The 26,615-nt window shown below is 55.2% G+C and carries 28 protein-coding genes and 1 pseudogene; 9 read left to right on the plus strand and 20 right to left on the minus strand.

The annotated features are described in order from the left end of the window. Nucleotides 1-288 precede the first annotated feature (288 nt). On the plus strand, nucleotides 289-1,503 hold the full coding sequence (gene alaA, locus KGP24_RS16075; RefSeq protein ID WP_008500204.1) for an alanine transaminase AlaA: 1,215 nt from the start codon (nucleotides 289-291) through the stop codon (nucleotides 1,501-1,503). Nucleotides 1,504-1,598: 95 nt separating this feature from the next. Next, on the plus strand, nucleotides 1,599-2,198 hold the full coding sequence (gene yfbR / locus KGP24_RS16080; RefSeq protein WP_023312539.1) for a 5'-deoxynucleotidase: 600 nt from the start codon (nucleotides 1,599-1,601) through the stop codon (nucleotides 2,196-2,198). A gap of 49 nt (nucleotides 2,199-2,247) precedes the next feature. On the opposite strand, the gene KGP24_RS16085 is transcribed toward yfbR, so the two are convergent. The 4 genes from KGP24_RS16085 to yfbV form a co-directional block, all read right to left on the minus strand. Further along, complete coding sequence (locus KGP24_RS16085) at nucleotides 2,248-4,080, minus strand: SLC13 family permease (protein WP_223561116.1); 1,833 nt, start codon at nucleotides 4,078-4,080, stop codon at nucleotides 2,248-2,250. A 76-nt stretch (nucleotides 4,081-4,156) separates the two neighbouring features. Further along, entirely contained in the window at nucleotides 4,157-4,816 is a 660-nt protein-coding gene (locus KGP24_RS16090) for a sugar phosphatase (protein ID WP_223561117.1), read from the minus strand. A gap of 11 nt (nucleotides 4,817-4,827) precedes the next feature. Next, nucleotides 4,828-5,322 carry a YfbU family protein gene (locus tag KGP24_RS16095; RefSeq protein ID WP_023312542.1) on the minus strand — a complete coding sequence of 165 codons (495 nt, stop codon included), beginning with the start codon at nucleotides 5,320-5,322 and terminating at the stop codon, nucleotides 4,828-4,830. Between the two features lie 91 nt (nucleotides 5,323-5,413). Beyond that, complete coding sequence (yfbV, locus tag KGP24_RS16100; protein WP_023312543.1) at nucleotides 5,414-5,869, minus strand: terminus macrodomain insulation protein YfbV; 456 nt, start codon at nucleotides 5,867-5,869, stop codon at nucleotides 5,414-5,416. Nucleotides 5,870-6,206: 337 nt separating this feature from the next. Here yfbV and ackA point away from each other — a divergent pair, with 337 nt between their 5' ends. Both ackA and pta read left to right on the plus strand, forming a co-directional pair. Continuing rightward, the gene (ackA, locus tag KGP24_RS16105) at nucleotides 6,207-7,409 is read left to right on the plus strand and encodes an acetate kinase (RefSeq protein ID WP_063145415.1); all 1,203 of its coding nucleotides are present in this window, start codon (nucleotides 6,207-6,209) and stop codon (nucleotides 7,407-7,409) included. Nucleotides 7,410-7,486: 77 nt separating this feature from the next. After that, nucleotides 7,487-9,628, plus strand: a complete 2,142-nt coding sequence (gene pta / locus KGP24_RS16110; RefSeq protein ID WP_223561118.1) for a phosphate acetyltransferase — start codon at nucleotides 7,487-7,489, stop codon at nucleotides 9,626-9,628. A gap of 73 nt (nucleotides 9,629-9,701) precedes the next feature. On the opposite strand, the gene KGP24_RS16115 is transcribed toward pta, so the two are convergent. The 5 genes from KGP24_RS16115 to KGP24_RS16135 form a co-directional block, all read right to left on the minus strand. After that, entirely contained in the window at nucleotides 9,702-10,655 is a 954-nt protein-coding gene (locus KGP24_RS16115; RefSeq protein WP_223561119.1) for a transketolase family protein, read from the minus strand. Then, nucleotides 10,648-11,478, minus strand: coding sequence for a transketolase (locus tag KGP24_RS16120; RefSeq protein ID WP_029741928.1), 831 nt, complete (start codon nucleotides 11,476-11,478; stop codon nucleotides 10,648-10,650). Before KGP24_RS16120 ends, KGP24_RS16115 begins: the two co-directional genes overlap by 8 nt. Then, on the minus strand, nucleotides 11,475-12,866 hold the full coding sequence (locus KGP24_RS16125; RefSeq protein WP_223561120.1) for a PTS ascorbate transporter subunit IIC: 1,392 nt from the start codon (nucleotides 12,864-12,866) through the stop codon (nucleotides 11,475-11,477). Before KGP24_RS16125 ends, KGP24_RS16120 begins: the two co-directional genes overlap by 4 nt. A 21-nt stretch (nucleotides 12,867-12,887) precedes the next feature. Beyond that, nucleotides 12,888-13,160 carry a PTS sugar transporter subunit IIB gene (locus KGP24_RS16130; protein ID WP_223561121.1) on the minus strand — a complete coding sequence of 91 codons (273 nt, stop codon included), beginning with the start codon at nucleotides 13,158-13,160 and terminating at the stop codon, nucleotides 12,888-12,890. A gap of 80 nt (nucleotides 13,161-13,240) precedes the next feature. Then, entirely contained in the window at nucleotides 13,241-13,684 is a 444-nt protein-coding gene (locus KGP24_RS16135; protein WP_223561122.1) for a PTS sugar transporter subunit IIA, read from the minus strand. A 234-nt stretch (nucleotides 13,685-13,918) separates the two neighbouring features. Between KGP24_RS16135 and KGP24_RS16140 the strand changes: the two genes are divergently transcribed. Then, entirely contained in the window at nucleotides 13,919-14,938 is a 1,020-nt protein-coding gene (locus tag KGP24_RS16140; RefSeq protein ID WP_029741925.1) for a LacI family DNA-binding transcriptional regulator, read from the plus strand. Between the two features lie 3 nt (nucleotides 14,939-14,941). Here the strand turns inward: KGP24_RS16140 and yfcD are convergent, their stop codons facing one another. From yfcD to yfcF, 3 genes are read right to left on the minus strand one after another with little or no spacing between them, the layout of a single operon-like run. After that, on the minus strand, nucleotides 14,942-15,496 hold the full coding sequence (gene yfcD, locus KGP24_RS16145; protein ID WP_223561123.1) for an NUDIX hydrolase YfcD: 555 nt from the start codon (nucleotides 15,494-15,496) through the stop codon (nucleotides 14,942-14,944). Nucleotides 15,497-15,551: 55 nt separating this feature from the next. Then, on the minus strand, nucleotides 15,552-16,103 hold the full coding sequence (yfcE, locus tag KGP24_RS16150) for a phosphodiesterase (RefSeq protein ID WP_223561124.1): 552 nt from the start codon (nucleotides 16,101-16,103) through the stop codon (nucleotides 15,552-15,554). A 56-nt stretch (nucleotides 16,104-16,159) separates the two neighbouring features. Continuing rightward, nucleotides 16,160-16,804 (minus strand): glutathione transferase, encoded by a 645-nt coding sequence (yfcF, locus tag KGP24_RS16155; RefSeq protein ID WP_223561125.1) that lies wholly within the window; start codon nucleotides 16,802-16,804, stop codon nucleotides 16,160-16,162. Nucleotides 16,805-16,944: 140 nt separating this feature from the next. On the opposite strand from yfcF, the pseudogene yfcG reads away from it, so the two are divergent. The 4 genes and pseudogenes from yfcG to KGP24_RS16175 all read left to right on the plus strand — a co-directional run bounded on the left by yfcG (nucleotide 16,945) and on the right by KGP24_RS16175 (nucleotide 19,478). After that, nucleotides 16,945-17,573: pseudogene (gene yfcG / locus KGP24_RS16160) on the plus strand (GSH-dependent disulfide bond oxidoreductase). 75 nt (nucleotides 17,574-17,648) lie between these two features. After that, nucleotides 17,649-18,017 (plus strand): dihydroneopterin triphosphate 2'-epimerase, encoded by a 369-nt coding sequence (folX, locus tag KGP24_RS16165; RefSeq protein ID WP_023336419.1) that lies wholly within the window; start codon nucleotides 17,649-17,651, stop codon nucleotides 18,015-18,017. A gap of 13 nt (nucleotides 18,018-18,030) precedes the next feature. Beyond that, nucleotides 18,031-18,924, plus strand: a complete 894-nt coding sequence (locus KGP24_RS16170; RefSeq protein WP_032659190.1) for a TIGR01777 family oxidoreductase — start codon at nucleotides 18,031-18,033, stop codon at nucleotides 18,922-18,924. A gap of 44 nt (nucleotides 18,925-18,968) precedes the next feature. After that, nucleotides 18,969-19,478 (plus strand): GNAT family N-acetyltransferase, encoded by a 510-nt coding sequence (locus tag KGP24_RS16175; protein WP_223561126.1) that lies wholly within the window; start codon nucleotides 18,969-18,971, stop codon nucleotides 19,476-19,478. A 49-nt stretch (nucleotides 19,479-19,527) separates the two neighbouring features. Here the strand turns inward: KGP24_RS16175 and hisP are convergent, their stop codons facing one another. From hisP to cvpA, 8 genes are all read right to left on the minus strand, one after another. Then, the gene (gene hisP, locus KGP24_RS16180) at nucleotides 19,528-20,301 is read right to left on the minus strand and encodes a histidine ABC transporter ATP-binding protein HisP (protein WP_045354320.1); all 774 of its coding nucleotides are present in this window, start codon (nucleotides 20,299-20,301) and stop codon (nucleotides 19,528-19,530) included. Between the two features lie 8 nt (nucleotides 20,302-20,309). After that, nucleotides 20,310-21,026, minus strand: a complete 717-nt coding sequence (locus tag KGP24_RS16185) for an ABC transporter permease (protein WP_008502590.1) — start codon at nucleotides 21,024-21,026, stop codon at nucleotides 20,310-20,312. Next, nucleotides 21,023-21,709, minus strand: coding sequence for a histidine ABC transporter permease HisQ (locus tag KGP24_RS16190; protein ID WP_014884661.1), 687 nt, complete (start codon nucleotides 21,707-21,709; stop codon nucleotides 21,023-21,025). The genes KGP24_RS16185 and KGP24_RS16190 overlap by 4 nt, the downstream gene beginning before the upstream one ends. Before the next feature lie 88 nt (nucleotides 21,710-21,797). Next, a complete protein-coding gene (gene hisJ / locus KGP24_RS16195; protein ID WP_223561127.1) occupies nucleotides 21,798-22,580 on the minus strand; it encodes a histidine ABC transporter substrate-binding protein HisJ in 783 nt (260 codons plus the stop codon). A 226-nt stretch (nucleotides 22,581-22,806) separates the two neighbouring features. Then, entirely contained in the window at nucleotides 22,807-23,589 is a 783-nt protein-coding gene (gene argT / locus KGP24_RS16200) for a lysine/arginine/ornithine ABC transporter substrate-binding protein ArgT (RefSeq protein ID WP_148242344.1), read from the minus strand. A 298-nt stretch (nucleotides 23,590-23,887) separates the two neighbouring features. Further along, the gene (locus KGP24_RS16205) at nucleotides 23,888-24,457 is read right to left on the minus strand and encodes a UbiX family flavin prenyltransferase (protein ID WP_223561128.1); all 570 of its coding nucleotides are present in this window, start codon (nucleotides 24,455-24,457) and stop codon (nucleotides 23,888-23,890) included. A gap of 89 nt (nucleotides 24,458-24,546) precedes the next feature. Continuing rightward, nucleotides 24,547-26,064, minus strand: a complete 1,518-nt coding sequence (purF, locus tag KGP24_RS16210; protein WP_021241570.1) for an amidophosphoribosyltransferase — start codon at nucleotides 26,062-26,064, stop codon at nucleotides 24,547-24,549. Nucleotides 26,065-26,097: 33 nt separating this feature from the next. Further along, nucleotides 26,098-26,586, minus strand: a complete 489-nt coding sequence (gene cvpA, locus KGP24_RS16215; protein WP_000262116.1) for a colicin V production protein — start codon at nucleotides 26,584-26,586, stop codon at nucleotides 26,098-26,100. Nucleotides 26,587-26,615: the final 29 nt, after the last annotated feature.

Below are 26,615 nucleotides of genomic sequence, written 5' to 3' on the forward strand. Positions count from 1 at the left end.
GTCACTCAGGGTGATTGCTACCGTTGTCAGGTTCACCACTTATTTTCACCAGCACAATATACAGAATTTTGACACATTAATAGCACATTTAACCTGTCATCTTGCCGTGTGCGCAACTTTAAGACAGTAAAAAAGCCAACGCACAGCAAAAAAGATTTATCAAAATTTTGCTCCCGGCACAAAATCTTCTACTGCACACCCTTCAAAACGAAGCGAGGGGGGAGTACATTATTCCGTGCTGACTTCCACGGCAGGGAGTGGCAATAATAGCGAAAAGGTTAAAGGTTCATGTCCCCTATCGAAAAATCCAGCAAGCTAGATAACGTCTGTTATGACATCCGCGGCCCGGTTCTGAAAGAGGCGAAACGCCTTGAAGAAGAAGGCAATAAGGTTCTGAAACTCAACATTGGTAACCCTGCGCCATTTGGTTTTGAAGCGCCGGATGAAATTCTGGTTGATGTGATCCGTAACCTTCCTACTGCACAAGGATATTGTGATTCAAAAGGGCTTTACTCCGCACGCAAAGCCATCATGCAGCACTACCAGGCACGCGGTATGCGTGATGTTACCGTTGAAGATATCTATATCGGCAACGGCGTCTCCGAACTGATCGTGCAGGCGATGCAGGCGCTGCTGAACAGCGGGGACGAAATGCTGGTTCCCGCGCCGGATTATCCGCTGTGGACGGCTGCCGTATCACTGTCGAGCGGTAAAGCCGTGCACTATCTGTGCGATGAGTCCTCTGACTGGTTCCCGGACCTCGATGATATTCGCGCAAAAATCACGCCCCGCACGCGCGGCATCGTGATCATTAACCCGAACAACCCAACGGGCGCGGTGTACTCAAAAGAGCTGCTGATGGAGATCGTCGAGCTCGCCCGCCAGCACAACCTGATCATCTTTGCCGACGAAATTTACGACAAGATCCTGTATGACGCGGCACAGCACCACTCAATCGCTGCGCTGGCCCCGGATCTGCTGACCGTCACCTTTAACGGCCTGTCTAAAACCTACCGCGTAGCCGGTTTCCGCCAGGGCTGGATGGTATTAAACGGTCCGAAAAAGCACGCTAAAGGCTATATTGAAGGGCTGGAGATGCTGGCCTCCATGCGTTTATGCGCCAACGTTCCGGCGCAGCATGCGATCCAGACTGCGCTCGGCGGTTATCAGAGCATTAGCGAATTTATCGTTCCCGGAGGTCGCCTGTACGAACAGCGCAACCGCGCCTGGGAGCTGATCAACGATATCCCGGGCGTCTCCTGCGTGAAGCCGAATGGCGCGCTCTATATGTTCCCGAAAATTGACGCGAAGCGCTTTAATATTCACGACGATCAGAAAATGGTGCTTGATTTCCTGCTGCAGGAAAAAGTGCTGCTGGTTCAGGGGACGGCATTTAACTGGCCGTGGCCTGATCACGTGCGTATCGTGACGCTGCCGCGTGAAGATGACCTCGAAATGGCCATCAGCCGCTTCGGGCGCTTCCTCTCTGGATACCATCAGTAATCTTAAAATCAGGCTACTTCCGGTAGCCTGATTTGCATCTTCCCTCCCCTCCCCGCACAATGAACGCCTGTCGCAGTGAAGACAAAAGGTAACCTATGAGTCAAAGTCATTTCTTTGCCCACCTCTCCCGCCTGAAACTCATCAACCGCTGGCCGCTGATGCGCAACGTGCGCACAGAGAACGTGTCAGAGCACAGTCTGCAGGTTGCGATGGTTGCTCATGCGCTGGCCGCCATTAAAAACCGCAAATTCAACGGCCAGGTCAATCCAGAGCGCATTGCCCTGCTGGCGATGTACCACGATGCGTCAGAAGTGCTGACCGGCGACCTGCCCACGCCGGTGAAATATTTCAACTCGCAAATTGCGCAGGAATATAAGGCGATCGAGAAAATTGCCCAGCAGAAGCTGATTGACATGGTGCCGGACGAGTTGCGCGATATCTTTGAGCCGCTCATCGATGAGCATCAGTACACGGAGGATGAAAAGTCTCTGGTCAAGCAGGCCGACGCGCTCTGCGCCTACCTGAAGTGTCTGGAGGAGCTTTCTGCGGGAAATAACGAATTTTTACTGGCGAAAACGCGTCTGGAAAAAACGCTGGAATCCCGCCGCAGCGAAGAGATGGACTATTTTATGCAGGTGTTTGTGCCGAGCTTCCATTTGTCGCTGGATGAGATTAGCCAGGATTCACCGCTGTAACCTGCGTGTTGTATGCCGGGTAAGGCGTAGCCGCCATCCGGCAAAATTATCAGAATGGGAACAGGACCGGTATCAATACCACGCACACCACCATCACCAGCACGGTGAACGGCACGCCCAGCTTCACGAAATCACTGAATTTATAATTCCCGGGCCCCAGCACCAGCGTATTCACCGGTGAAGAGACTGGCGTCATAAATGCCGCGGAGGCCGCCATTGCGACCATCATCGCAAAGGGATACGGCGACACGCCCATGGATTTGGCCATCGCCAGCGCAATAGGCGCCATCAGTACCGCCGTCGCGGTATTGGAGATAAACAGACCGATGGTGGCGCACATGATAAACAGACAGACCATCATCATGTATGGTCCATACCCGCCGCCAGCGTCCATTAAGCCTTTAACGATCAGATCCACTCCGCCAGTTTTTTGCAACGCAAGGGCGAAGGGCATCATCCCGACGATGAGAATAATGCTCGGCCAGTGAATGGCTTTATACGCGCTTTCGGCGTCAATGCAGCGGAATTTGCCCATCAACAGGCAGGCGATAATGGCCGCGACCGGATTGGGGATCTCGTCGGTCAGCATCAGCGCCACCATCAGCACCAGACAAAAAATCGCGTGGGGTGCCTGGCTGTGCGCCGGGGAGGCATCGCTCTCCTCGACAGGCATGTCGAGCACCACAAAATCGCGCCCTTTTTGCCCGAGCTGGCTAATCAGCTTCCAGTTACCAACAACGAGGAAGATATCGCCCAGCAGGATCGGCTCATCCACCACCGCCCCTTCCATCGCCACGCCATCGCGCTTCAGCCCCACGACATTCAGGCCATAGCGGGTTCGGAACCCCATTTCCCGCACGGTTTTACCCAACAGTTCCGATTCCGGGATCAGCGATACTTCGGCCATGCCGACATCCAGCGCCTGATCGGAAAAGTACTCGCCGCGCAGCACCATCGGTTCCAGTAGCTGCTCGCTGCAAAACTCACGCAGATCCACGTCCGCGGTGGACATATCAATCAGCAGGACGTCCCGCGCGCGGAATTCCGACACCCCGTTAACGTTGACGATCACCCGACGAAAACGACGCCAGCGCTCTACGCCGATCACGTTCGCGCCATAGCGCTCACGCAGTTTCAGGTCGTCAAGGCGCTGTCCCACCATCGGCGAGCCGGGGCGAATAGCCAGACGGCGCGCGCGCCCGGTAAGACGGTACTCTTTAATCAGATCGCGGAAGGTGCGTCGCTTCCACCCTTCTTTATTTTTATCTTGTCTTTCATCTTTCAGGGCAAAACGGGTCAGCAGCATGTAGACCACGCCTATGACCAGAATGACCAGCCCAAGCGGGGTGACGCTGAAAAAACTAAAGCCCTCAAATCCTTCCCGGATCAGTTCGCTGTTGACGACCAGGTTCGGCGGCGTCGCTACCAGCGTCATCATGCCGCTGATCAAACCGGCAAAACTCAGGGGCATCATCAGGCGTGACGGCGAGCTCTGCATCCGCATGGAAACGCTCAACACCACCGGGATGAAGATGGCAACCACGCCTGTTGAGCTCATAAACGCTCCCAGCCCGGCGACGGTCACCATCAGGTAGATCAGCATTTTGGTTTCGCTGCTGCCCGCCACCTTCACCAGCCACGACCCCACGATGGTCGCTACACCGGTGCGCACGAGGCCATCGCCGATGATAAAAAGGGCAGCAATCAGGATAACGTTGGGATCGCTAAACCCGGAAAATGCTTCCGATAGCGTGAGCGTTCCGCTCAGCACAAACGCGACGATGACAAACAAGGCGACGGCGTCCATGCGTACCTTGCCCGTTGCAAAAAGAAGGATGGCGATTAAAAGCAGGCTCAGGACCCAAATCAGTTCACCGTTCACAACATGTCCTTGTCAGTGGAAGATGAGAAATTGTGCCATAAAAAATGCCCCAGCAATTTGGGGCTATATCATGGGATTACATTTTTAGCGAGACGGTTACAACACCATCAGGTGTTTTTGACACAGCCAGTGCCGTCAGTGAATCCAGTACAAAGTCTGCCTCCTCCAGGCGGGGAGATCCCGCCGGAACATTCACCGCGATAACGTGGCTTCCGGCGTTCAGCCCGGCCAGTACGCCAGCGGCCGCATCTTCTACTACCGCACACTCTGCGGGCGCGAGGCCCAGCAGTTCAGCGCCCAGTAAAAACGCGTCGGGCTCCGGCTTACCGCGCTTTACGCGCTCCGCAGTGATAAACACTTCCGGCTTCGGTAAACCTGCCGCCTTATGACGGGCATGGGCAACCGGCACGGAACCGGAAGTGACGATAGCCCACGGGATCTGCGCCTCGTTCAGATGCTCAAGCAGTTCGCGCGCGCCCGGTAACGCAGTAATGCCGTCCGTATCCGTAGCTTCAATGTGTTCCAGGTATTTGAACTCCGCCTGAATTTCGTCCTCTGAGCGTCCGGCCAGGAAGTGCCGTAGCGAGGTGATGGCCTGTTTGCCATGGATAAAATTCAGTACGTCCTGATGGTTGATGCCATGTCTGTCAGCCCAATGGCACCAGGAACGCTCCACAACCGGCAGCGAATCCACCAGCGTACCGTCCAGATCAAACAGAAAACCTCTACACTGCACACGCACCTCCGTCAGGCATTAATGATTTGTTGAATTTCGTTGCTGCTTAAATGGTACTGACGCGGGCAGGCGTGCCACGCGCTTAGCATACGTTGATATTTTTCCCACATTGGGGTCTGCGCGTTGAAGCCGTGGGTGCCCGCGTCAAAGTGGGTATAGCGCCCTTCTGTATTCACCATAAAGCGAACATAGCTCAGATAACGCGCTTCCGTTGCGGCATCAAAGCCTAAGAAGGTCACGCGGCGCTCGTCAATAGACTGCTGATCTTTGAGATTCGTCCAGGAGACGTGCAGGGCGTGGTACATCTCCATAATGTCGATCACGATGCGACAGGTTTCTTCTTTCAGCTCGCCAAACTCACGGTCCAGTTCGCGCATTTGCAAGCCAAAACCGCGTTCGACGATGGTTTGCAGGCGGCTGTAGCGCGCAGCGTTATCGGGATCAAGCATAGTCATCATCTTGTACTGATTGGACAAAATCAGACGTTGAGCATGGGTCATTTCCATCTTTCGACTCCTGTAGCGCATTGCACTTAAAAAAAAGACACGGTAACTGATTGTTACTGTGCCTTCTTTTCGTCGTCGTTTCGATGATCAATCACAAATCATCGAGGAATGTTTTATCCAGTTGCTTAAAAGCACGCTTTAACGTGTCCGCCAGCGCCTGGTAATCCGGCTTGCCTTCAACCGGGGCGAGCGCCTGCCCGGCCTCCTCCAGTTTTCCGCGCACTTCATAAAACCAGTGTAAAATAGATGGGGGAAGTGGGGTGATGGACCGTTTACCTAACCACCACAGGCCCTGCATCGGCAGGCTTAACGCGAAGAGCGCCGTTGCGACGGCAGGGCCAAGCTGCCCACCCAACGCAATTTGCCAGCACAGCGTAAAGACAGCGACTGGCGGCATAAAGCGAATCGCATAGCGCGTGGCGCGGATGGTGCGATTCTCAATGAACATCGGCGCAAGGCGCTTTTCCATTGGCCACGTCTTCGCGTAATGCTGTCCCCGACGAAACAGACTAAAGAAATTTACGGACGGGTTCTCTGGTGTCGACATGGCTGTACCTCAACTTCACATATAAAAATTAAAATTTTCGTGCAAAACCACAACAAGCTATGACAACGTTCAAAATATTTTGTCATCACTACCCCGTATCGGGTATCCTGTGCCAGCCTGATAGGGCCATAGACGAGAATCATTAACTCGTCAAATTATTGCATATTATGCCATTGGCTGAAAATTGTGCAAAATGGCATAAAATCATAGTTATTTCTTCCATCATGCCACAATGTTCGTTTGGCATGATGTTAATCATAAATGTCTGAGTCATCATGCGTTACGCTGATAGACTCACTGACGTTTTTTTAGCCACGTATCAATAATAGGTACTTCCATGTCGAGTAAGTTAGTACTGGTTCTGAACTGCGGTAGCTCCTCACTGAAATTCGCCATCATCGATGCGCTCAACGGTGACGAATACCTCTCTGGTTTGGCCGAATGTTTCCATCTGCCTGAAGCACGTATCAAGTGGAAGATGGACGGCAGCAAACAAGAAGCGGCTTTAGGTGCAGGCGCCGCTCACAGTGAAGCGCTGAACTTTATCGTTAACACTATTCTGGCACAAAAACCAGAACTGTCTGCTCAGCTGACTGCGATTGGTCACCGTATCGTCCACGGCGGCGAAAAATACACCAGCTCCGTCGTCATCGACGAATCTGTGATCCAGGGTATCAAGGACTCTGCGTCCTTCGCACCGCTGCACAACCCGGCTCACCTGATCGGTATCGCTGAAGCGCTGAAATCCTTCCCGAATCTGAAAGACAAAAACGTGGCCGTATTCGACACCGCGTTCCATCAGACCATGCCGGAAGAGTCTTACCTCTATGCCCTGCCATACAGCCTGTACAAAGAACACGGCGTACGTCGCTACGGCGCGCACGGCACCAGCCACTTCTATGTGACTCAGGAAGCCGCAAAAGTTCTGAACAAGCCGGTTGAAGAACTGAACATCATCACCTGCCACCTGGGCAACGGTGGTTCTGTTTCCGCTATCCGCAACGGTAAATGTGTTGATACTTCCATGGGTCTGACCCCGCTGGAAGGTCTGGTGATGGGTACCCGTTCCGGTGACATCGACCCTGCTATCATCTTCCACCTGCACGACACCCTGGGCATGAGCGTTGACCAGATCAACAAAATGCTGACCAAAGAGTCTGGCCTGCTGGGTCTGACCGAAGTCACCAGCGACTGCCGTTACGTTGAAGATAACTACGCAGAGAAAGAAGACGCTAAACGTGCAATGGACGTTTACTGCCACCGTCTGGCGAAGTACATCGGCTCTTACACTGCGCTGATGGAAGGCCGTCTGGACGCGGTTATCTTCACCGGTGGTATTGGTGAGAACGCGGCAATGGTTCGTGAACTGTCCCTGGGCAAACTGGGCGTTCTGGGCTTCGAGGTTGATCATGAGCGTAACCTGGCTGCCCGTTTCGGCAAGTCTGGCTTCATCAACAAAGAAGGCACTCGCCCTGCTCTCGTTATCCCAACTAACGAAGAACTGGTCATTGCGCAAGACGCGCACCGCCTGACTGCCTGATTCCACACCGCCAGCAATGCTGGCGGTGCTGTTTTGTAACCCGCCCAATTGCGGCGGTAACGAAAAGAGGATAAACCGTGTCCCGTACTATTATGCTGATCCCTACCGGAACCAGCGTCGGCCTGACCAGCGTCAGCCTTGGCGTTATCCGTGCTATGGAACGCAAAGGCGTTCGTCTGAGCGTCTTTAAGCCAATCGCCCAGCCACGTGCCGGTGGCGATGCGCCAGACCAGACCACCACCATCGTTCGCAAGAACTCTAATCTGCCAGCGGCTGAACCGCTGAAGATGAGCCACGTTGAATCTCTGCTGTCCAGCAACCAGAAAGACGTGCTGATGGAAGAGATCATCGCCAACTACCATGCTAACGCGCAAGACGCGGAAGTGGTGCTGGTTGAAGGCCTGGTCCCGACGCGCAAACACCAGTTTGCCCAGTCTCTGAACTTTGAAATCGCGAAAACCCTGAACGCAGAGATCGTTTTCGTGATGTCTCAGGGCACCGACACCCCAGAGCAGCTGAACGAGCGTATCGAACTGACGCGCAGCAGCTTCGGCGGCGCAAAAAACACTAACATCACCGGCGTGATCGTAAACAAACTGAACGCACCGGTGGATGAGCAGGGCCGTACTCGCCCTGACCTGTCCGAGATCTTCGACGACTCTTCCAAAGCGAAAGTTGTCAAAGTTGATCCGGCTAAGCTGCAGGAATCCAGCCCGCTGCCAGTACTGGGCGCTGTGCCATGGAGCTTCGATCTGATTGCCACCCGTGCAATCGATATGGCGCGCCATCTGAACGCTACCGTGGTTAACGAAGGCGACATTAACACCCGCCGCGTGAAGTCCGTGACCTTCTGTGCGCGCAGCATTCCGCACATGCTGGAACACTTCCGCGCTGGTTCCCTGCTGGTGACCTCCGCAGACCGTCCTGACGTTCTGGTTGCAGCCTGCCTGGCCGCGATGAACGGCGTGGAAATCGGTGCGATCCTGCTGACCGGTGCCTACGAGATGGACCCACGCGTCAGCAAGCTGTGCGAACGCGCGTTCGCTACCGGCCTGCCGGTCTTCATGGTGAACACCAACACCTGGCAGACTTCCCTGAGCCTGCAGAGCTTCAACCTGGAAGTGCCAGTTGATGACCACGAGCGTATCGAGAAAGTTCAGGAATACGTTGCGGGCTACATCAACGCAGACTGGATCGAATCCCTGACGGCAACCTCCGAGCGCAGCCGCCGTCTGTCTCCTCCAGCATTCCGTTACCAGCTGACCGAGCTGGCGCGTAAAGCGGGCAAACGCGTTGTTCTGCCAGAAGGCGACGAACCACGTACCGTAAAAGCGGCTGCTATCTGTGCAGAGCGCGGCATCGCGACCTGCGTGCTGCTGGGTAACCCGGATGAGATCACACGTGTTGCTGCCTCTCAGGGCGTTGAGCTGGGCGCTGGCATCGAAATCGTTGACCCTGAAGTGGTTCGCGAAAGCTACGTTGCCCGTCTTGTTGAGCTGCGTAAGAGCAAAGGCATGACCGAAGCCGTTGCGCGCGAACAGCTGGAAGACAACGTGGTGCTGGGTACGCTGATGCTGGAGCAGGACGAAGTTGATGGGCTGGTTTCCGGTGCGGTTCACACCACGGCGAACACCATCCGTCCACCGCTGCAGCTGATCAAAACGGCACCGGGCAGCTCTCTGGTTTCTTCCGTGTTCTTCATGCTGCTGCCTGAACAGGTTTACGTTTACGGCGACTGCGCGATCAACCCGGATCCAACCGCAGAGCAGCTGGCAGAAATCGCTATTCAGTCCGCGGACTCTGCGATTGCCTTCGGTATCGAACCGCGCGTAGCGATGCTCTCCTACTCCACCGGTACCTCTGGTGCTGGTAGCGACGTAGAGAAAGTGCGTGAAGCGACCCGTCTGGCGCAGGAAAAACGTCCTGACCTGATGATCGACGGTCCGCTGCAGTATGACGCCGCCGTGATGGCCGACGTTGCGAAATCCAAAGCGCCGAACTCGCCGGTTGCAGGTCGCGCTACCGTGTTCATCTTCCCGGATCTGAACACCGGTAACACCACCTACAAAGCGGTGCAGCGTTCAGCAGACCTGATCTCCATCGGGCCAATGCTGCAGGGCATGCGCAAACCTGTGAACGACCTGTCTCGTGGCGCGCTGGTTGACGATATCGTCTATACCATCGCTCTGACCGCGATCCAGTCTTCGCAGCAGCAGTAATGTTAAAAAGCCCGGTAGCGCTAGCGCTACCGGGCAACAAAAAGGCGACCACTTAACGGGTCGCCTTTTTTATTTACAGCAGCTCTCTCGCCGCCGATACAATGTCATGTGCCGTCAGGCCATACTCCTTCTGCAGGAAATCCTGCGTCCCCACCTGGCCGTAACGCTCCTTGACGCCCACCCGCCGCATCGGTACCGGGCAGGTTTCCACCAGCACTTCCGCCACCGCCGATCCCAGCCCGTTGTGAATGCTGTGGTTTTCACAGGTGACGATGCGCCCGGTTTTCTCGGCGTAGTTTTTCACCAACATCCTGTCGATGGGCTTCAGGGTAAACATGTCGATGACCGCCGCGCTTACGCCCTCCTGTTCCAGCTGGCGCGCCGCTTCCAGCGCTTCCGCCACCATAATGCCGTTGGCAATCAGGGTTATATCGGTTCCTTCGCGCAGCACGTTGCCTTTGCCAATGGTGAAGGTTGAGCCAGGGGCATACACGCTCGGCGCCTGCTTACGGATGGTACGTACCCAGTAGAAGCCTTCGAGGTCGATAAGCTGGCGCAGTATGTCCTCGAACATCACCGCGTCGGTCACCTCCAGCACCACCGAATGCGCCAGACCGCGTACGATGCCCATATCCTCAAACGACATATGCGTCCCGCCGTTGTGGCAGGCCGTCACGCCCGCATCCGAGGCAATCACCTTCACGTTGTTGCGCTGGTAGTCCAGGGACATAAACAGCTGGTCGAAGCAGCGACGGCTGGCAAACGCGGTGAAGGTGTGCACGAACGGCTTACGCCCGGTAAGCGACAGCCCCGCCGCGGTGCCGATGACGTTGGCCTCCATAATCCCGCAGTTAATCACGTGCTGCGGATAATCGCGCGCCACGCCGTCCATCGCCATCGAGCTCATCAGATCCGCTTCAAGGGCGATAATCTCGCTTCCCGCCTCAATCTGCTTTGCCACAAAGCCCGCGTAGACTTTACGCATCTCAACGGCGTCTTTCTCTCCTGCCGGTGCAACCTTAATCATGTGAAGCCTCCAGTTGGCGAATCGTCTCGTTGAGGGCCGCTTTGCTCTCCGCGGTCAACCGCAGGTGGTGCGAGTTGCTGAGCTGTTCCAGGTACGGCACCCCCTGCCCTTTGATGCTGTCAAGGATGACGACTAACGGACGCGCGTCCGCAGCCGGGACCCGCGACGTCACCGCCAGCAGGCCCGGAACGTCATCGCCCTTCACCGTCGCCACGTCGAAGCCAAAGGCGCGGAATTTCCCTTCCAGATCGAACGCGCTGATAATTTCGTCCAGCTCGCCGTCGAGCTGCTGTTTGTTCCAGTCCACGAACACCGTCAGGTTGTTCAGCCGATGGTGGGCAATAAACTGGAACGCCTCCCAGCACTGCCCCTCGTTCAGCTCGCCGTCACCGACGATGCAGAAGACCCGATTCGGTCGCCCTGCCAGCCTGTGCGAGAGCGCCATACCGCCAGCAATGGAGATCCCCTGCCCCAGCGAACCGGTGGTGGCGTCCACGCCGCGCGTTTTCAGGCGGTCCGGGTGGCTTGGCAGGCGCGTGCCGTTCTGGTTCAGGGTGCTCAGCTCTTCTACCGGGAAGTAGCCCTTGATCGCCAGCGTGCTGTAGAGCGCCGGGCCCGCATGACCTTTCGACAGGACAAAATAGTCTCGCTCCGGCCAGTCCGGGTCCGCCGGGTCGATTTTCATCACTGCGCCGTACAGCACGGCCAGGGTTTCAACCACCGACATACTGCCGCCATAGTGCCCAAAGCCCAGCTGCGTCAGGGATTTCAGCGTCTCCAGGCGGATCTGACGCGCGAGTTCGGTTATCTCTTTCTCATTCATGATTTGGCTCCGGTGTTTTCCTGCGCGTTACCGCCGACAGGTTTGTTTTTCGCGAAGACGTTGTACGCCACCAGCAGAGCGAACAACGCCACAACCAGTCCGGTGATGGCAAGCGGCGACAGGAAGCGCGCCAGGTTGCCGAGGACAATCCCGACCGCGCCAAAGTCGGCGTCCGAGAAGGTGGTGTTGGCAAAGCCAATGGCGCCCAGCACCGGCAGCAGCAGGACCGGCAGGAAGGTGATCAGCAGACCGTTAGCAAAGGCGCCAATCATTGCCCCGCGACGTCCACCGGTAGCGTTACCGAACACGCCCGCCGTTGCGCCGGTGAAGAAGTGTGGTACGACGCCCGGGAGGATCAGCACCCAGCTAAACCGACCGCAGATGAACAACCCCACAATCCCGCCGAGGAAGCTGAACAGGAAGCCAATCAGCACCGCGTTTGGCGCATAGGGATACACCACCGGGCAATCCAGCGCAGGACGCGCGTTCGGTACCAGTTTCTCCGAGAAGCCGGTAAAGGCCGGAACGATTTCCGCCAGAATCAGGCGCACGCCCTGCAGGATGATGAACACGCCCGCCGCGAAGGTGATCGCCATGATGATGGCGTAGACAAGGTAGTTCTGGCCGCCGCTGAAGGTGGCCTCCACGTACTCACGTCCGGCGCTCACCGCCAGGATGAGGTAGATAATCATCATGGTCAGGGAGATCGAGATCGAGCTGTCGCGCAGGAAGCTCAGGTTCTTCGGCAGGTTCATCTCTTCTGTTGAGCGGGAGCCTTTGCCGACCTTGCTGCCAATCCAGCCGGACAGCACGTAGCCAAGCGTGCCGAAATGCCCGAAGGCAATTTCATCGTTGCCGGTAATGCGCTTCATGTAGCGCTGCGCAATCGCCGGGAAGAAGGCCATGATCAGGCCGAGGATCAGCGAGCCGGTAAAGACTAGCCCCACCCCCTCAAAGCCCGCAACCGTCAGGATCACGCCAATCATGCACGCCATATAAAACGTGTGGTGTCCGGTCAGGAAGATGTACTTCAGGCGGGTAAAGCGTGCGACGATAATATTCGCCACCATGCCGAAAGCCATAATAAGCGCGGTCGCTGCACCGTATTTTTCCAGCGCAATAGACACAATCGCTTCATTGTTTGGAATAATGCCCTGAATCGTAAAGGCGTGCTCAAACATACCGCCCAAAGGATTTAATGAACCCACAAGCACCGTGGCGCCGCCGCCCAGTACAATAAAGCCAAGAATGGTTTTAATCGTCCCTTTAACCACGTCCGAAAAGGCTTTCTTCTGCGCAACCAGACCAATAAGCGCAATTAAACCGACCAGCACCGAAGGGACTTTTAAAATATCAACAACGAAATTCAGCGTTTCAAGGATAAACATATCCACCTCGCCTTATCAGGGTTATTGTCTTTCGAACCAGGCGCGCAGCTGCGCTTCAAGTTCGTTGATGTCGATGATGTTGTTAATCACCACCAGCTGGGTTTCCGGCACGCTGGCGCTGGCCGCAATGTCTTTTGCCATCACGAAAAGATCGGCCGCGCCCGGCGTGGCCGAGGAGAGATCGGAATGTTCAACCTCAGCCTCAATCTCCAGTTTTTTAAGCACCTTTTTAATATTCATTTCGACCATAAAACTGCTGCCCAGGCCGGAGCCGCAAATAGCCATGATTTTCATTGTTGTCCCCTTATTTTGAGTAGAGCACGCCCCATCACGCTGTCGCGTAATGTTGTGAATAATCGGATTAAAGAATTAAATCAGAAGCGGTCAATAATCGTTTTAATTTCCTCCAGGGTATTCGCCTGATGCAGTTTCTCCATATCCTCGTCGCTGGAAAATAATTCTGCGAGTGCGGATATCATTTCGATATGGCTATGTTTATCCGGTGCCGCAAGCATAATAATGACATCGACAGGGTCAAACTCACCGGCACCAAACGAGACGCCCTGTTTTAGTTTTAATAAAGACAACCCCAGTCCTTTGGCGCCTTCCTCCGGCCGCGCATGCGGCATCGCCAGCCCTGGTGCCAGCACATAATAGGGTCCTAACGCGTGGTGCTGCTGGATGATGGCCGTGACGTATTCAGGCTCAATCACCTGCAAGTCCAGAAGCGGCTTCGCGCACAGCTCAAGCGCCTGCGGCCAGTTTTCCACGCTATCCTGCAGCGTGATGGTTGTATCATATATCCTTTTTTTGAGCACTTTTCACTCCCGCTACACGCTAAAGATGAGCAAACTTTATTCAACACATCGCAGAATGACTGCGATCGGGATCACAAAGATAGCGCTACCAATAGTTAACATGCAGAAATGTGATAGCGCTATCAAATTACAATCACGGCGCTAAATCACAGCAAAAAAAGGGATTTAAGGCGTATACTGCCTGTCACGTGAAGCGAAGGAAATGAAGAACGCGTCTGGTCAGCAGGAAGGTGTATGTCTCTAACCCGAAAACGGCGCAGTACTGGTAAAGTGACACTCGCCGATGTCGCACAGCTTGCCGGTGTGGGCACGATGACCGTGTCCCGTGCACTCCGCACGCCCGAACAGGTTTCCGATAAACTACGAGAAAAAATTGAAGCTGCCGTGCAGGAGTTGGGTTATATGCCTAATCTTGCCGCCAGCGCGCTGGCCTCGGCGTCGTCGTGGACGATAGCCATGGTGGTGCCTAATCTCTCCGAAGCCGGATGCTCGGAGATGTTCGCCGGGCTACAGCAGGTGCTACAGCCTGCCGGGTATCAGATCATGCTGGCTGAATCCCAGCATCGTCTTGAGCAGGAGGAGAAATTGCTGGAGACGCTGCTGGCGTCGAATATTGCCGCCGCTATCCTGCTCAGCGTTGAACATACCGACACCGTTCGTCACTGGCTGAAAAATGCCTCTATTCCGGTGATGGAGATGGGCGCCATGCGCGCCGATCCGATTGATATGAATATCGGGATTGATAACGTTGCAGCCATGTATGAGCTAACGGAAATGGTGATTAAGCGCGGCTACCAAAATATAGGCCTGCTGTGCGCCAACCAGGAGCAGTGGATTTTCCAGCAGCATCTGCAGGGCTGGTACAAAGCAATGCTTCGCCACCATATGTCGCCGAACCGGGTCATTAACGCGGCGATGCCGCCGAGCTTCTCGACCGGCGCGGCACAGCTGCCAGAATTTCTGCTGGCGTGGCCGGAGCTGGATGCGCTGGTGTGCGTCTCTGACGAGCTGGCCTGCGGCGCGCTGTACGAGTGTCAGCGCAGGCGAATCAAAGTGCCGGACGATCTGGCGGTGGTAGGCTTTGGCGATAGCGACGTGAGCCGCGTCTGCCAGCCGCCGCTGACGACGATGGCGGTGCCGCATCGTAAGATTGGAATTGAAGCCGGGAAAGCGTTGCTGGAGCGTCTGAATGACGGTGACTGGCGCGATCAAAAACCCATCGCGTCCAGTCTGTGTCTGAGAGAGAGTTGCTGACGCTTACTCAGCCTCTTCCTCTTTCTCTGTTTTGGTCGATTCGTTTTTGGCGTTGCGGGTCATCCACAGCGCCAGCGCTTTTAACGAATCAGGCGTAAACTCGTCGCAGCGCGCGGTGATCTCTTCCGGCGTCATCCAGCTGACTTCACTCACCTCTTCTTCCTGCAGCGCGAATGGCCCGTGGGAAACACAGCTAAACAGCCCGCCCCAGACGCGGCAGTTTTCGTCTTCGAAATAGAACTGACCGTGCTCGGCAAACGGCACACCTGCGATGCCTAACTCTTCTTCCGCTTCACGACGTGCGGAATCCAGCAGCACTTCATCTGCCTGCACAACCCCACCTGCGGTGGCATCCAGCATACCCGGAAGAAAATCTTTGGTATCCGTACGGCGCTGGACCAGAATTTTGCCCATACCGTCATGCACAACGATGTATGTTGCGCGGTGGCGCAGACGCTCCGCACGCATTTGTTCGCGGCTGGCCTGTGCGATCACTTCATTCTCTTCGCTGACAATGTCAACCCACTCTGTACTTGCCAAATGACTCTGCTCCACCATCGGGAAACCTTCTCTTCTAAGCGCTCTTTCGGCGCGTTTGCAGTTGAGGTGTAACTTACGGATTAATCGCTATCTGCGCAATAACTTGCTGATCATTAAGTGCGATAACGCTCAGGGTATTTCCATCCAGAATGCCATAGCTCGCAGGATAACCGCCTTTCGGTATGCTGACCGAACCCGGGTTAAAGTGATAAATCTCACCGCGCTTTTCAGCAACCGGAATATGAGTATGACCGTAAACCAGGACATCGCCAGCCGCGAGCGCCGGGAGATTATCCGGGCTAAAAAGATGCCCGTGCGTCAGGAACAGGCGGCTTTTTTCCAGCAGCACCTGTTGCCATGGCGCGGTAAGGGGAAAATGCAGCAGCATCTGATCCACTTCGCTGTCGCAGTTGCCGCGAACGGCAATGATGTGCGAGGCATACGGGTTGAGCTTTTCCGCAACCTGCGCAGGCGCGTAGCCCTCCGGCAGCGCGTTGCGCGGGCCGTGATTGAGCACATCTCCCAGAATAATCAGCCACTGCGCGCCGCTTTGTGCAAACAGGGAGATAACACGCTCGGTAGCGGGCAGCGCTCCATGGATATCCGACGCAAACATCAGTTTCATCAGTCACTCCTCGGGAAAACAGACTGCCCCCATCATACCTGAAGCGTCCGGGCTTATCAGCCCGCGCGCTTAGCGGAGAGTGCCACATAGCGCTGCACGGAGGCGCGCTGCCACTGAAACGCGGCATAATCCACCAGCAGCTGCGGCACCTCATCGCCGTTGATGATCAGACGGTTAAGCATCAACGCCAGATCGGTGTCGGCAATGCACCATTCGCCGAAGAGGTTCGGGTTGCCGTGAGCGAGGAGCGAGGTGGCGGCTTCAATCAGTTTTTGCGCGCTTTCACGGCCATCTGCGCTGAGCGCTGGCTTTTTCACCCCGGCAAACACGACGTCCGTCGAGCGTTCCACGCGAATCGGCACCAGATCGCTACGCAGCCACGCCTGGATCTGCCGCGCCCGCGCGCGTTTTTGCAGGTCGTGAGGATAGATGCGCTCCCACTCAGGCGGCGCGAACCGATCTTCCAGATATTCATCAATTGCCGACGATTCGCTCAGGGCAAAACCATCAATCTCCAGCACCGGCACGCGTCGGGTCAGATCGTAACCCTGCCACTGCGGCTTGAGATGTTCACCGCCGTCGAGATCAACGGTCTTCAGCGTAAAAGTGAGCCCTTTTTCAGCCAGCGCAACGTATACGCTCATGACATAGGGAGAAAAGAAATTCGCATCGGACCACAACGTGATTACGGGCTGGTTCATAACATCCTCATCGGCTGATCGGTTTTTACTCAACATATAATCTCTTTGCCTCGCTGTCACTTGATGAAAACTCACGATTTACAACAACCACCTATACTCATTTGTCATGGCACCACTATTCGCATGGACAGGAGTTGAGAATGATCGACCTTTATTACGCCCCTACCCCAAACGGCCATAAGATCACCCTCTTTCTTGAAGAAGCCGAGCTGGATTACAGGATCATTCGCGTGGATATCAGCAAAGGCGATCAGTTCAGCCCTCTCTTTCTGGCTATCTCGCCGAATAATAAAATCCCGGCGATTATTGATAACCAGCCGGCGGACGGGGGCAGGCCGCTGAGCCTGTTTGAATCCGGTGAAATTTTGCTCTACCTGGCGGAGAAAACCGGCAAACTGCTGAGCGGCGAACTGCGCGAGCGTCACCATACCCTGCAATGGCTCTTCTGGCAGGCGAGCGGGCTGGGGCCCATGCTGGGTCAAAATCATCACTTTACCGCTTACGCCCCGCAGCCCATTCCTTATGCTATAGAACGTTATCAGGTTGAGACTCAACGGTTGTATGACGTTCTGAACCGTCGGCTGGAGAAAACGCCGTGGCTCGGGGCGATCATTACAGTATTGCCGATATCGCCTGCTGGCCGTGGGTGAATACGCATGAAAAACACCGCATTGACCTGGCCTCTTACCCGGCGGTGAACAACTGGTTTGAGCGCATTCGAACCCGCCCGGCCACCGAGCGGGCGATGCAAAAAATCCAGCAGATTTAACCCTCTATGAGGCTGGGTGCCCGCGAGCCTCTCATGTATGATGAGCGGGAAATACTGACACGGAGAAGACCTGCAATGTCACAGCCAGATGCTGTTATTCGTATAAAAAATTTACGCTTGCGTACCTTCATCGGTATCAAAGAGGAAGAGATCGCCAACCGTCAGGATATTGTCATTAACGTGGTGATTCACTACCCCGCAGACAAAGCGCGGGCCAGCGAAGACATCAACGACGCGCTGAACTACCGCACGATCACCAAAAACATCATTCAGTACGTGGAGAATAACCGCTTCTCTCTGCTGGAAAAATTAACTCAGGATGTGCTCGATATCGCACGCGAACATCACTGGGTCACTTATGCTGAAGTTGAGATCGATAAACTTCACGCCCTGCGCTACGCCGATTCCGTCTCCATGACGTTAAGCTGGCGACGCCAGGCGTAAACCTGGAGGTTGTATGAAGATTTTGCTGACCGGCGGTACAGGCCTTATTGGTCGTCACCTCATTGCGCGTCTGCAGGCCTTGCATCACGACATTACCGTGGTCACGCGCAGCCCGGAGAAGGCGCGCCAGGTACTGGGGGCGGGTATTGATATCTGGAAAAATCTGGCCGAGCAGCAAAATCTGGACGGCTTCGACGCCGTCATTAACCTCGCGGGTGAACCCATCGCCGATAAGCGCTGGACGGAAGAGCAAAAACAGCTGTTATGCAGCAGCCGGTGGAACATTACCGAAAAGCTGGTCGAGCTTATCCGCAATAGCCACACCCCGCCTTCGGTGCTGATTTCGGGTTCCGCAGTGGGCTATTACGGCGATCTCGGCGAGGTGGTGGTGACCGAGGAAGAGCCACCCCATAACGAATTTACCCATAAGCTCTGCGCCCAGTGGGAGCGTATCGCCAGTGCGGCGCAGAGCGATCGTACCCGCGTTTGCCTGCTACGGACCGGCGTCGTGCTTGCGCCTAAGGGCGGTATTCTGGCGAAGATGCTTCCCCCTTTCCGGCTCGGACTCGGCGGCCCCATCGGCAACGGTCGTCAGTACCTGGCGTGGATCCATATCGACGATATGGTCAACGGTATTCTCTGGCTGCTGGATAACGATCTGCGCGGGCCGTTTAACATGGTTGCGCCGTATCCGGTGCGTAACGAACAGTTTGCCCACGCGCTGGGGCATGCCCTGCACCGCCCGGCGATATTACGCGTGCCTGCCACGGTCATTCGCCTGATGATGGGTGAAGCGTCCGTGCTGGTATTAGGCGGACAGCGGGCGCTGCCAAAACGGCTGGAAGCGGCGGGCTTTGCGTTCCGCTGGTATGAATTAGAAGAGGCCCTGGGGGATGTGGTGCGGTGAATATGTTACAGTGACAGGCCATGTTCCGAAGAAATGGCGTAACAATGGCAACAATCACCACACCCCGGCTTCACCTCACTCCTTTCGAACCCACCGACTGGGCCTTCTTCCGCTCGCTGCGTGAAGATCGCAGCATCATGCGCTACATGGCCGCCATCGCGCCGGAAAAAGAGACCCGACGCGTGTTTGCCGCACGCCTGATGGCGGAGCATGTTTTCGTGATCCGCTCTCTGGAGGACGATACGCCGCTGGGTGATATTGGCCTGCAAATCAGCCCTGAGAATCGTGAAGAGGCCGATATCGGCTATACGGTTGTGCCTGCCGCGCAGGGAAAAGGCATTGCCAGCGAGGCGCTGCGCGCGGTGTGTGACTATGGCTTTAATCAAACGGGCGTGAGAGCGATTAACGCGTACGTGCTGGCGGATAACGGCGGTTCGGTGCGGGTGCTGGAGAAAGCGGGGTTTGTGCGCACTCAGGTGCTGGAAAAGGCGTATGAGATTGACGGCGTGCGCTATGACGACTGGGTGTACCGGCTGGAGTGCGGTGCGGCCTGAATGCCCTCACTCCGCCCCTCTCCCACAGGGAGAGGGGGAAAGGCAAAACCTACTTCAGTGACCCTTTCAGGAACTGCTGCAGGCGCGGACTTTGCGGGTTCGCCAGCACCTCGTCCGGGTGGCCCTGCTCTTCAATTTTCCCCTGATGCAGGAAGATAACGTGGTTCGAGACGTTACGGGCGAAGCCCATCTCGTGCGTCACCACCACCATCGTTTTGCCCTCTTCGGCCAGCTTCTGCATGATGCGCAGCACTTCGCCAACGAGTTCAGGGTCCAGCGCGGAAGTCGGTTCGTCGAACAGCAGCACCTCGGGTTCCATCGCCAGGGCGCGCGCAATGGAGACACGCTGCTGCTGACCGCCGGAGAGATGCACCGGGTATTTCATCTGCTGGCGCTCGTCGATACCCACTTTCGCCAGGTATTTCACCGCGCGCTCGCGGGCTTCCTGCTTGCTCAGACCCAGCACCTGAATCGGCGCTTCCATCACGTTCTCCAGCACCGTCATGTGACTCCAGAGGTTGAAGTGCTGGAACACCATCGTCAGACGCGTGCGCAGCAAACGCAGCTGATTCTTATCCGCCACCTTCAGCTGACCGTCTTTGTCTCGGACCAGGTTTATATTCTGCCCGCTCACCACAATCGAGCCTTCGCTCGGCTTTTCGAGGAAGTTAATGCAGCGCAGGAAGGTACTTTTACCCGAGCCGGATGAGCCGATGATACTGATTACATCGCCCGCATTCGCCTGCAGCGACACCCCTTTCAGCACTTCATGTTCGCCGTAGCGTTTGTGCAAATCAATAACGTTTAATTTGTTCTCAGCCATCATCTTTCTCAGTGCGTCGAAGAAGGTTTTATATGCTGCAACCAGCGTTTTTCAGCCTTACGGAACAGGCTAATCAAAACATAAGAGATAATTAAATAGAGCACCGCCGCAATGCCAAACGCGGTAAACGGCTGATAGGTCGCGGAGTTAATATCGCGCGCGATTTTGAGCAGATCCGGCACCGTCGCGGTAAAGGCGAGCGCGGTGGAGTGCAGCATCAAAATCACTTCGTTACTGTACGCCGGTAACGCGATACGCAGTGCCGACGGCAGAATAATGCAGCGATAAAGTTTCACCGAGGAAAAACCGTACGCGCGCGCCGCTTCAATTTCACCGTAAGGGACAGAGCGAATTGCCCCGGCGAAAATCTCGGTGGTATAGGCGCAGGTGTTGAGCGTCAACGCCAGCACCGTACAGTTCAGACCGCTGCGGAAGAACGCATTCAGCATCTCAGTGCCTTTTACGATCTCAAGCGTGTACATCCCCGAATAGAACACCAGCAGCTGCACGTACAGCGGCGTACCGCGAAAGACATAGGTAAACAGCCAGATCGGGAACTGGATAAATTTATTGTTCGACACGCGGCCAATGGCGAGAAACACCGCCAGAATGCCGCCCATCACCACGGACGAAATCAGCAGCCAGAGCGTAATCGCCACGCCGGTAAAGCGATAGCCATCCGTCCACAGCAGGGATTTCCAGTATTCCTGAATAATCTCAATCACAGGTCAGCCCTCTTCACACCCACGGAGTAGCGACGTTCGAGCAGAAGCAGCACACCATTGGAGACGGTCGTAAAGACCAGATAAATCACGCCACAGACCACCGCAAAGTAGAACGGCTCCCAGGTGCTCTTGCCCGCCAACTGAGTCGCTTTCACAACGTCTTCCAGACCGAGCAGAGAGACCAGCGCTGTCGCTTTGAGGATAACCTGCCAGTTGTTGCCGATACCCGGCAGCGCGTAGCGCATCATGGCCGGGAACATAATCCGGCGAAACGTTTGTGAAGAGGTAAAACCAAATGCGGTTGCCGCCTCAATGTGGCCTTTCGGCACGGCCATGTAAGCGCCGCGGAAGGTTTCGGTGAAGTAGGCACCGTAGATAAAACCGAGGGTAATAATACCGGCCACCATCGGGTCGATATCAATTTGTCCCAAGCCCATCGCGTCCGTTACGCTGTTCAGCGCAATCTGCAGACCGTAAAAGATAAGCAGCATCAGCACCAGATCGGGAACGCCGCGAATAAGCGTGGTGTAGCCTTCAAAAATCAGCGCCAGCGGTTTGTTAGCCGAAAGCTTCGCCCCTGCGCCTGCCAGACCTATCAGCACCGCCAGCACCACGGAGCTGATAGCCAGCTCAAGGGTGACAAGCGCGCCCTGTAAAATAACGCCAGAAAATCCGTACAGCATACCGCGAGCCCTGTCGTATCGTGAGTGGTGGAACCGTGTCTTTTCCCCTCCCGCCGCGGGAGGGGCCGCACGTTATATGACGGGGCGATTAGCCGCCGTAAACATTAAAATCAAAATACTTTTTCGCCAGCTTGTCGTACGTGCCGTCAGCGCGCATTTCAGCAAACGCTTTGTTCAGCGCCTCGCGCAGCTCGTTGTCTTCTTTGCGCAGGCCCATACCGGTGCCCACGCCAAACAGCTTCACGTCCTTAATGGACGGGCCGCCAAACTTATAATCTTTACCTACCGGCGTTTTCAGGAAGCCTTCGCTTGCCGCGACTTCATCCTGGAATGCCGCATCAATTCGGCCTGCCGTCAGGTCAGCGTAGATATTTTCCTGGCCCTGATAGGAGACGATCTCAATCCCCTTCGGCGCCCAGTGTTCGTTGCCGTAGGTTTCCTGCGTGGTGCCCTGCAGCACGCCGACGCGTTTACCTTTCAGCGACTCCAGCGTTGGCTGAATGTCAGAAGCTTTAGCCACCACCAGACGAGAATCGGCCGCATAGAGTTTGTCGGTGAAGGCAATCTCCTGCTGGCGTTTTTCGGTGATGGAGAGCGAGGACATAATCACGTCGATTTTTTTCGCTTTCAGGGACGGGATCAGCGCATCCAGCGGGTTCTCAACGTAGGTACACTGTGCTTTGATACGTTTGCACAGCTCGTTAGCCAGATCGATGTCAAAACCGACCAGTTCACCCTTTGAATTCTTCGATTCGAACGGCGCATAGGTTGGATCGGTACCAATGCGAATTTTCTGCGGTATGGCTGCGAATGCCGTGGTGGCGCTGGAAAACGCCAGTACCAGAGATAGTGACAACACGAGTTTTTTCATATTTGTCCTCAACAAACTGTCTTCATACGGGATTTTTACGACGACGGGGTGGTGCTAATGTGCCATTAATCCCCTCTGTCAGGCAAAGATTAATGCCCTTCAGGCGGGAATTTTTGCATTATAAATGCGTAAGTATGCACAAAGCGATCCAATACAGTGCAATTAATGCACTGCATTGGGTCAAGCGCTCCCGTAACGCACCTTTGCGGTGCGTTACCGCCGGGTATTATTCACCGTATACGTTGAAGTCGAAGTATTTCTTCGCCAGTTTGTCGTAAGTACCGTCTTTACGCAGCTCTGCAAAGGCTTTGTCAAAGGCGGCTTTCAGCTCGGTATCATCCTTACGCAGGCCAATACCGGTGCCGTCACCAAAGTATTTTTTGTCTTTCACCGACGGGCCAGCAAACGCGTAGTCTTTACCCGCAGGCTGTTTCAGGAAGCCTTCGCTCGCGGCGACTTCATCCTGGAATGCCGCATCCAGACGGCCTGCCGACAGGTCAGAGTAAATCAGATCCTGGTTCTGGTAAGCCACCACGTCTACGCCCTTCTCGCGCCAGTTAGCATTGGCATAACCTTCCTGCGTCGATCCCTGAAGCACGCCGACGTGCTTGCCTTTCAGCGAGTCGATGGTGGGCTTAATCGGGGAGCCTTTCGGCGCAATCAGGCGAGAATCCGCGGCGTAAAGCTTGTCAGAGAAGGCAATTTCCTGCTGACGTTTCTCAGTGATGGAGAGAGAAGAGATAATGGCGTCGATTTTCTTGGCTTTCAGCGACGGGATTAACGCGTCAAAGTCGCTGCCCACCCATGTGCATTTCACCGCAATGCGTTTGCACATTTCATTTCCCAGATCGATATCAAACCCCACGAAATCGCCTTTCGCATCCTTGGAAGAGAATGGCGCGTAGGTTGCGTCTGTACCGATACGAACCGTCTGTGGAAGCGCTGCGTAGCTACCTGCTGCCGCACTTAACCCCACGAGCAAAGACAGAGCCAGAACCGTCTTCTTCATACATTTACCCTCAAGTACCGTGATTTTATTATGTATTGTGTTGTGTGTTGTGTGTTGTGTTGCAGGCTTCATCTTGCAGGTCTTATGCCACATTGCCGTCTGGTCAAAACTTCGACGTTAAATATGTTAATAAAACGTTGCGATATTGCCTTAATGGTGAAAGATAGCAGGTCTGCCGAACGAACCGGAAAGAGAAAAAGGGAAAAAACGAATTAAATGTCGAGGATATGATCGCCGTTGCATAATTGCCCTGAAACAGGGCAACGTCTCTTTTCATGCACTCTGTTTGTGCACAGAATCAGGCCCCTTGCCAGCGGGCGAAGAGATCTTCAGGCAGGTCGATGTCAAACTGATCCAGCACGCGGTTAACGGTCTGATTAATCACGTCATCCAGCGAGGTCGGGCGATGATAAAACGCCGGTACCGGCGGCATGATGACGGCTCCAAGCTCGGCGGCCTGCGTCATTAAACGCAGGTGGCCGAGATGCAGCGGCGTTTCCCGCACGCACAGCACCAGAGGACGACGCTCCTTCAGCACCACATCCGCCGCGCGCGTCACCAGGGTGTCGGTATAGCTGTTCACAATGCCGGAGAGCGTTTTAATTGAACAGGGCAGGATCACCATGCCGGCTGTTTTAAACGAGCCTGAGGAGATGCTGGCGGCGATATCACGGGCATCGTGAACCACATCCGCCAGTGCCTGAACATCGCGCAGGGAGAGATCGGTTTCCAGAGAGAGGGTCTGCCGCGCCGCCTGGCTCATCACCAGATGAGTCTCGACTTCCGCCACATTACGCAGAACCTGTAGCAGACGTACGCCGTAAATCGCGCCGCTGGCGCCGCTGAGCCCAACAATGAGTCGTTTCATGATTTTCGCCCTTACTGATTTCAGGGCAGACTGTGCAGGATTTTGTGGGGAGTTGCAAGTGAGGGCATAAGCCCTCACCTGCCTGTGAATCAACCTTCGTTGTGCATCTCTAAGCTTTCGAGATCGTTCTGCAGCTGAACGGCTTTCGCATCGTCGTTGCGCAGCGAATCAAGATAGTCGAGGTACTGCTGGTCAACGTCTTTGGTCACGTAAATACCGTTGAACACGGAGCATTCAAACTGCTGAATTTCCGGGTTCTCGGCACGCACCGCGTCGATGAGATCGTTCAGATCCTGGAAAATCAGGCCGTCGGCACCGATGATCTGGCGAATTTCATCCACTTCACGGCCGTGAGCGATCAGCTCGTTGGCGGTTGGCATATCGATGCCGTACACGTTCGGGAAGCGAATCTCCGGCGCAGCAGAGGCCAGGTAAACTTTCTTCGCACCCGCTTCGCGCGCCATCTCGATAATCTGCTCAGAGGTGGTGCCGCGAACGATGGAGTCATCCACCAGCAGAACGTTCTTGTCGCGGAATTCCGCGCGGTTGGCATTCAGCTTGCGGCGCACGGACTTACGGCGCAGATGCTGGCCCGGCATGATAAAGGTACGGCCAACGTAGCGGTTCTTCACGAAGCCCTGACGGTATGGCTTGTCCAGAATGCGGGCGATCTCCAGCGCGATATCGCAGGAGGTTTCCGGGATAGGAATAACCACGTCGATATCGAGATCGTCCCACTCGCGGGCAATCTTCTCGCCGAGCTTCGTGCCCATGTTTACGCGCGCGCTGTAGACGGAAATCTTGTCGATGAAGGAATCCGGGCGGGCGAAGTAAACGTATTCAAACAGGCACGGGTTACTGACCGGGTTATCGGCACACTGGCGGGTAAACAGCTGGCCCTTCTCGGTGATATAGACCGCTTCGCCCGGCGCAACGTCACGCAGGAACTCGAAGCCCAGGGTATCCAGCGCCACGCTCTCAGAGGCAACCATGTATTCGGTACGGCCATCGCCAAGATCGCGTTTGCCGAGCACCAGTGGACGAATGCCGTTTGGATCGCGGAAGGCAACCATACCGTGACCGATGATCATCGCCACGCAGGCATACGCGCCGCGGATCTGGCGGTTTGTCGCGGCAATGGCAGCAAAGATGTTGTCTGCTTCCAGCGGATAGTGACGGAAGTTATCCAGCTCGCTGGCGAACACATTGAGCAGGATTTCAGAATCAGAGGTGGTGTTAATGTGGCGACGTTTCTCTTCGAACAGCTTTTTACGCAGCTCATGCGCGTTGGTCAGGTTGCCGTTGTGAGCAAGGGTGATGCCATACGGTGAGTTGACGTAGAAAGGCTGTGCCTCAGAGGCGCTGGAACTGCCAGCAGTAGGATAACGAACGTGACCGATCCCCATATTACCTTGCAGACGCTGCATATGGCGGGCTTCAAACACATCGTTTACCAGGCCGTTCGCCTTGCGTAAACGGAAGCAGTTGTTTGCATCAATGGTGATGATACCCGCAGCATCCTGCCCACGGTGCTGAAGCACCGTTAACGCGTCATAAATCGACTGGTTTACCGGCATGAAACCGGCGATACCGACAATACCGCACATTCGTCTTTTCCTCGTTAAGCCACATCTCAGGGTTTATGCCCTGGGCAAAAAACTCGACGAGCTTTGCAGATAGTCAAAGAACCATCTGATGATGAAGCTGAACTCTGGAATGAGCTGCGATTTTTGCCAGTCTTCGCTTTTGGAGAACCCGGTAAAGGTATCCAGGAAGAACAGGATCGCGGCCACAATCAGCACGCCTCGTAATGCCCCGAAACAGATCCCGAGCACCCTGTCCGTTCCTGACAGACCGGTTTTCTCGACCAGCTGACCTATCACATAATTCACGATAGCGCCGACAATCAGCGTTGCGATAAACAGCACCGCAATGGCAATTCCGTTTCGGACCAGTTCATCTTCAAAGCCCGTGAACCAGACAGACAGGTAAGTGTAGTAATGACTGGCAACAAAGAAAGCACAACCCCAGGTTACCAGCGATAACGCTTCACGAACAAAGCCACGGATCAGGCTAACCAGACAGGAAAAACCAATCACCGCAATGATGGCGTAATCAATCCAGACCATATGTGTCCCACGATTTAACGCCCTGTCAT

The sequence above is a fragment of the Enterobacter sp. JBIWA008 genome (assembly GCF_019968765.1).
Classification (GTDB): domain Bacteria; phylum Pseudomonadota; class Gammaproteobacteria; order Enterobacterales; family Enterobacteriaceae; genus Enterobacter.

Coding starts and splice junctions, on each gene's coding strand:
- KGP24_RS16190 (WP_014884661.1), bottom strand. CDS start 21,709: ATGCTGTACGGATTTTCTGGCGTTATTTTACAGGGCGCGCTTGTCACC.
- KGP24_RS16115 (WP_223561119.1), bottom strand. CDS start 10,655: ATGATTAAGGTTGCACCGGCAGGAGAGAAAGACGCCGTTGAGATGCGT.
- KGP24_RS16205 (WP_223561128.1), bottom strand. CDS start 24,457: ATGAAACGACTCATTGTTGGGCTCAGCGGCGCCAGCGGCGCGATTTAC.
- KGP24_RS16140 (WP_029741925.1), top strand. CDS start 13,919: ATGTCTCTAACCCGAAAACGGCGCAGTACTGGTAAAGTGACACTCGCC.
- KGP24_RS16170 (WP_032659190.1), top strand. CDS start 18,031: ATGAAGATTTTGCTGACCGGCGGTACAGGCCTTATTGGTCGTCACCTC.
- alaA (WP_008500204.1), top strand. CDS start 289: ATGTCCCCTATCGAAAAATCCAGCAAGCTAGATAACGTCTGTTATGAC.
- yfbR (WP_023312539.1), top strand. CDS start 1,599: ATGAGTCAAAGTCATTTCTTTGCCCACCTCTCCCGCCTGAAACTCATC.
- yfbV (WP_023312543.1), bottom strand. CDS start 5,869: ATGTCGACACCAGAGAACCCGTCCGTAAATTTCTTTAGTCTGTTTCGT.
- hisJ (WP_223561127.1), bottom strand. CDS start 22,580: ATGAAAAAACTCGTGTTGTCACTATCTCTGGTACTGGCGTTTTCCAGC.
- folX (WP_023336419.1), top strand. CDS start 17,649: ATGTCACAGCCAGATGCTGTTATTCGTATAAAAAATTTACGCTTGCGT.
- yfcE (WP_223561124.1), bottom strand. CDS start 16,103: ATGAAACTGATGTTTGCGTCGGATATCCATGGAGCGCTGCCCGCTACC.
- purF (WP_021241570.1), bottom strand. CDS start 26,064: ATGTGCGGTATTGTCGGTATCGCCGGTTTCATGCCGGTAAACCAGTCG.
- KGP24_RS16095 (WP_023312542.1), bottom strand. CDS start 5,322: ATGGAAATGACCCATGCTCAACGTCTGATTTTGTCCAATCAGTACAAG.
- ackA (WP_063145415.1), top strand. CDS start 6,207: ATGTCGAGTAAGTTAGTACTGGTTCTGAACTGCGGTAGCTCCTCACTG.
- KGP24_RS16120 (WP_029741928.1), bottom strand. CDS start 11,478: ATGAATGAGAAAGAGATAACCGAACTCGCGCGTCAGATCCGCCTGGAG.
- yfcD (WP_223561123.1), bottom strand. CDS start 15,496: ATGGTGGAGCAGAGTCATTTGGCAAGTACAGAGTGGGTTGACATTGTC.
- hisP (WP_045354320.1), bottom strand. CDS start 20,301: ATGGCTGAGAACAAATTAAACGTTATTGATTTGCACAAACGCTACGGC.
- yfcF (WP_223561125.1), bottom strand. CDS start 16,804: ATGAACCAGCCCGTAATCACGTTGTGGTCCGATGCGAATTTCTTTTCT.
- KGP24_RS16125 (WP_223561120.1), bottom strand. CDS start 12,866: ATGTTTATCCTTGAAACGCTGAATTTCGTTGTTGATATTTTAAAAGTC.
- cvpA (WP_000262116.1), bottom strand. CDS start 26,586: ATGGTCTGGATTGATTACGCCATCATTGCGGTGATTGGTTTTTCCTGT.
- argT (WP_148242344.1), bottom strand. CDS start 23,589: ATGAAGAAGACGGTTCTGGCTCTGTCTTTGCTCGTGGGGTTAAGTGCG.
- KGP24_RS16130 (WP_223561121.1), bottom strand. CDS start 13,160: ATGAAAATCATGGCTATTTGCGGCTCCGGCCTGGGCAGCAGTTTTATG.
- KGP24_RS16175 (WP_223561126.1), top strand. CDS start 18,969: ATGGCAACAATCACCACACCCCGGCTTCACCTCACTCCTTTCGAACCC.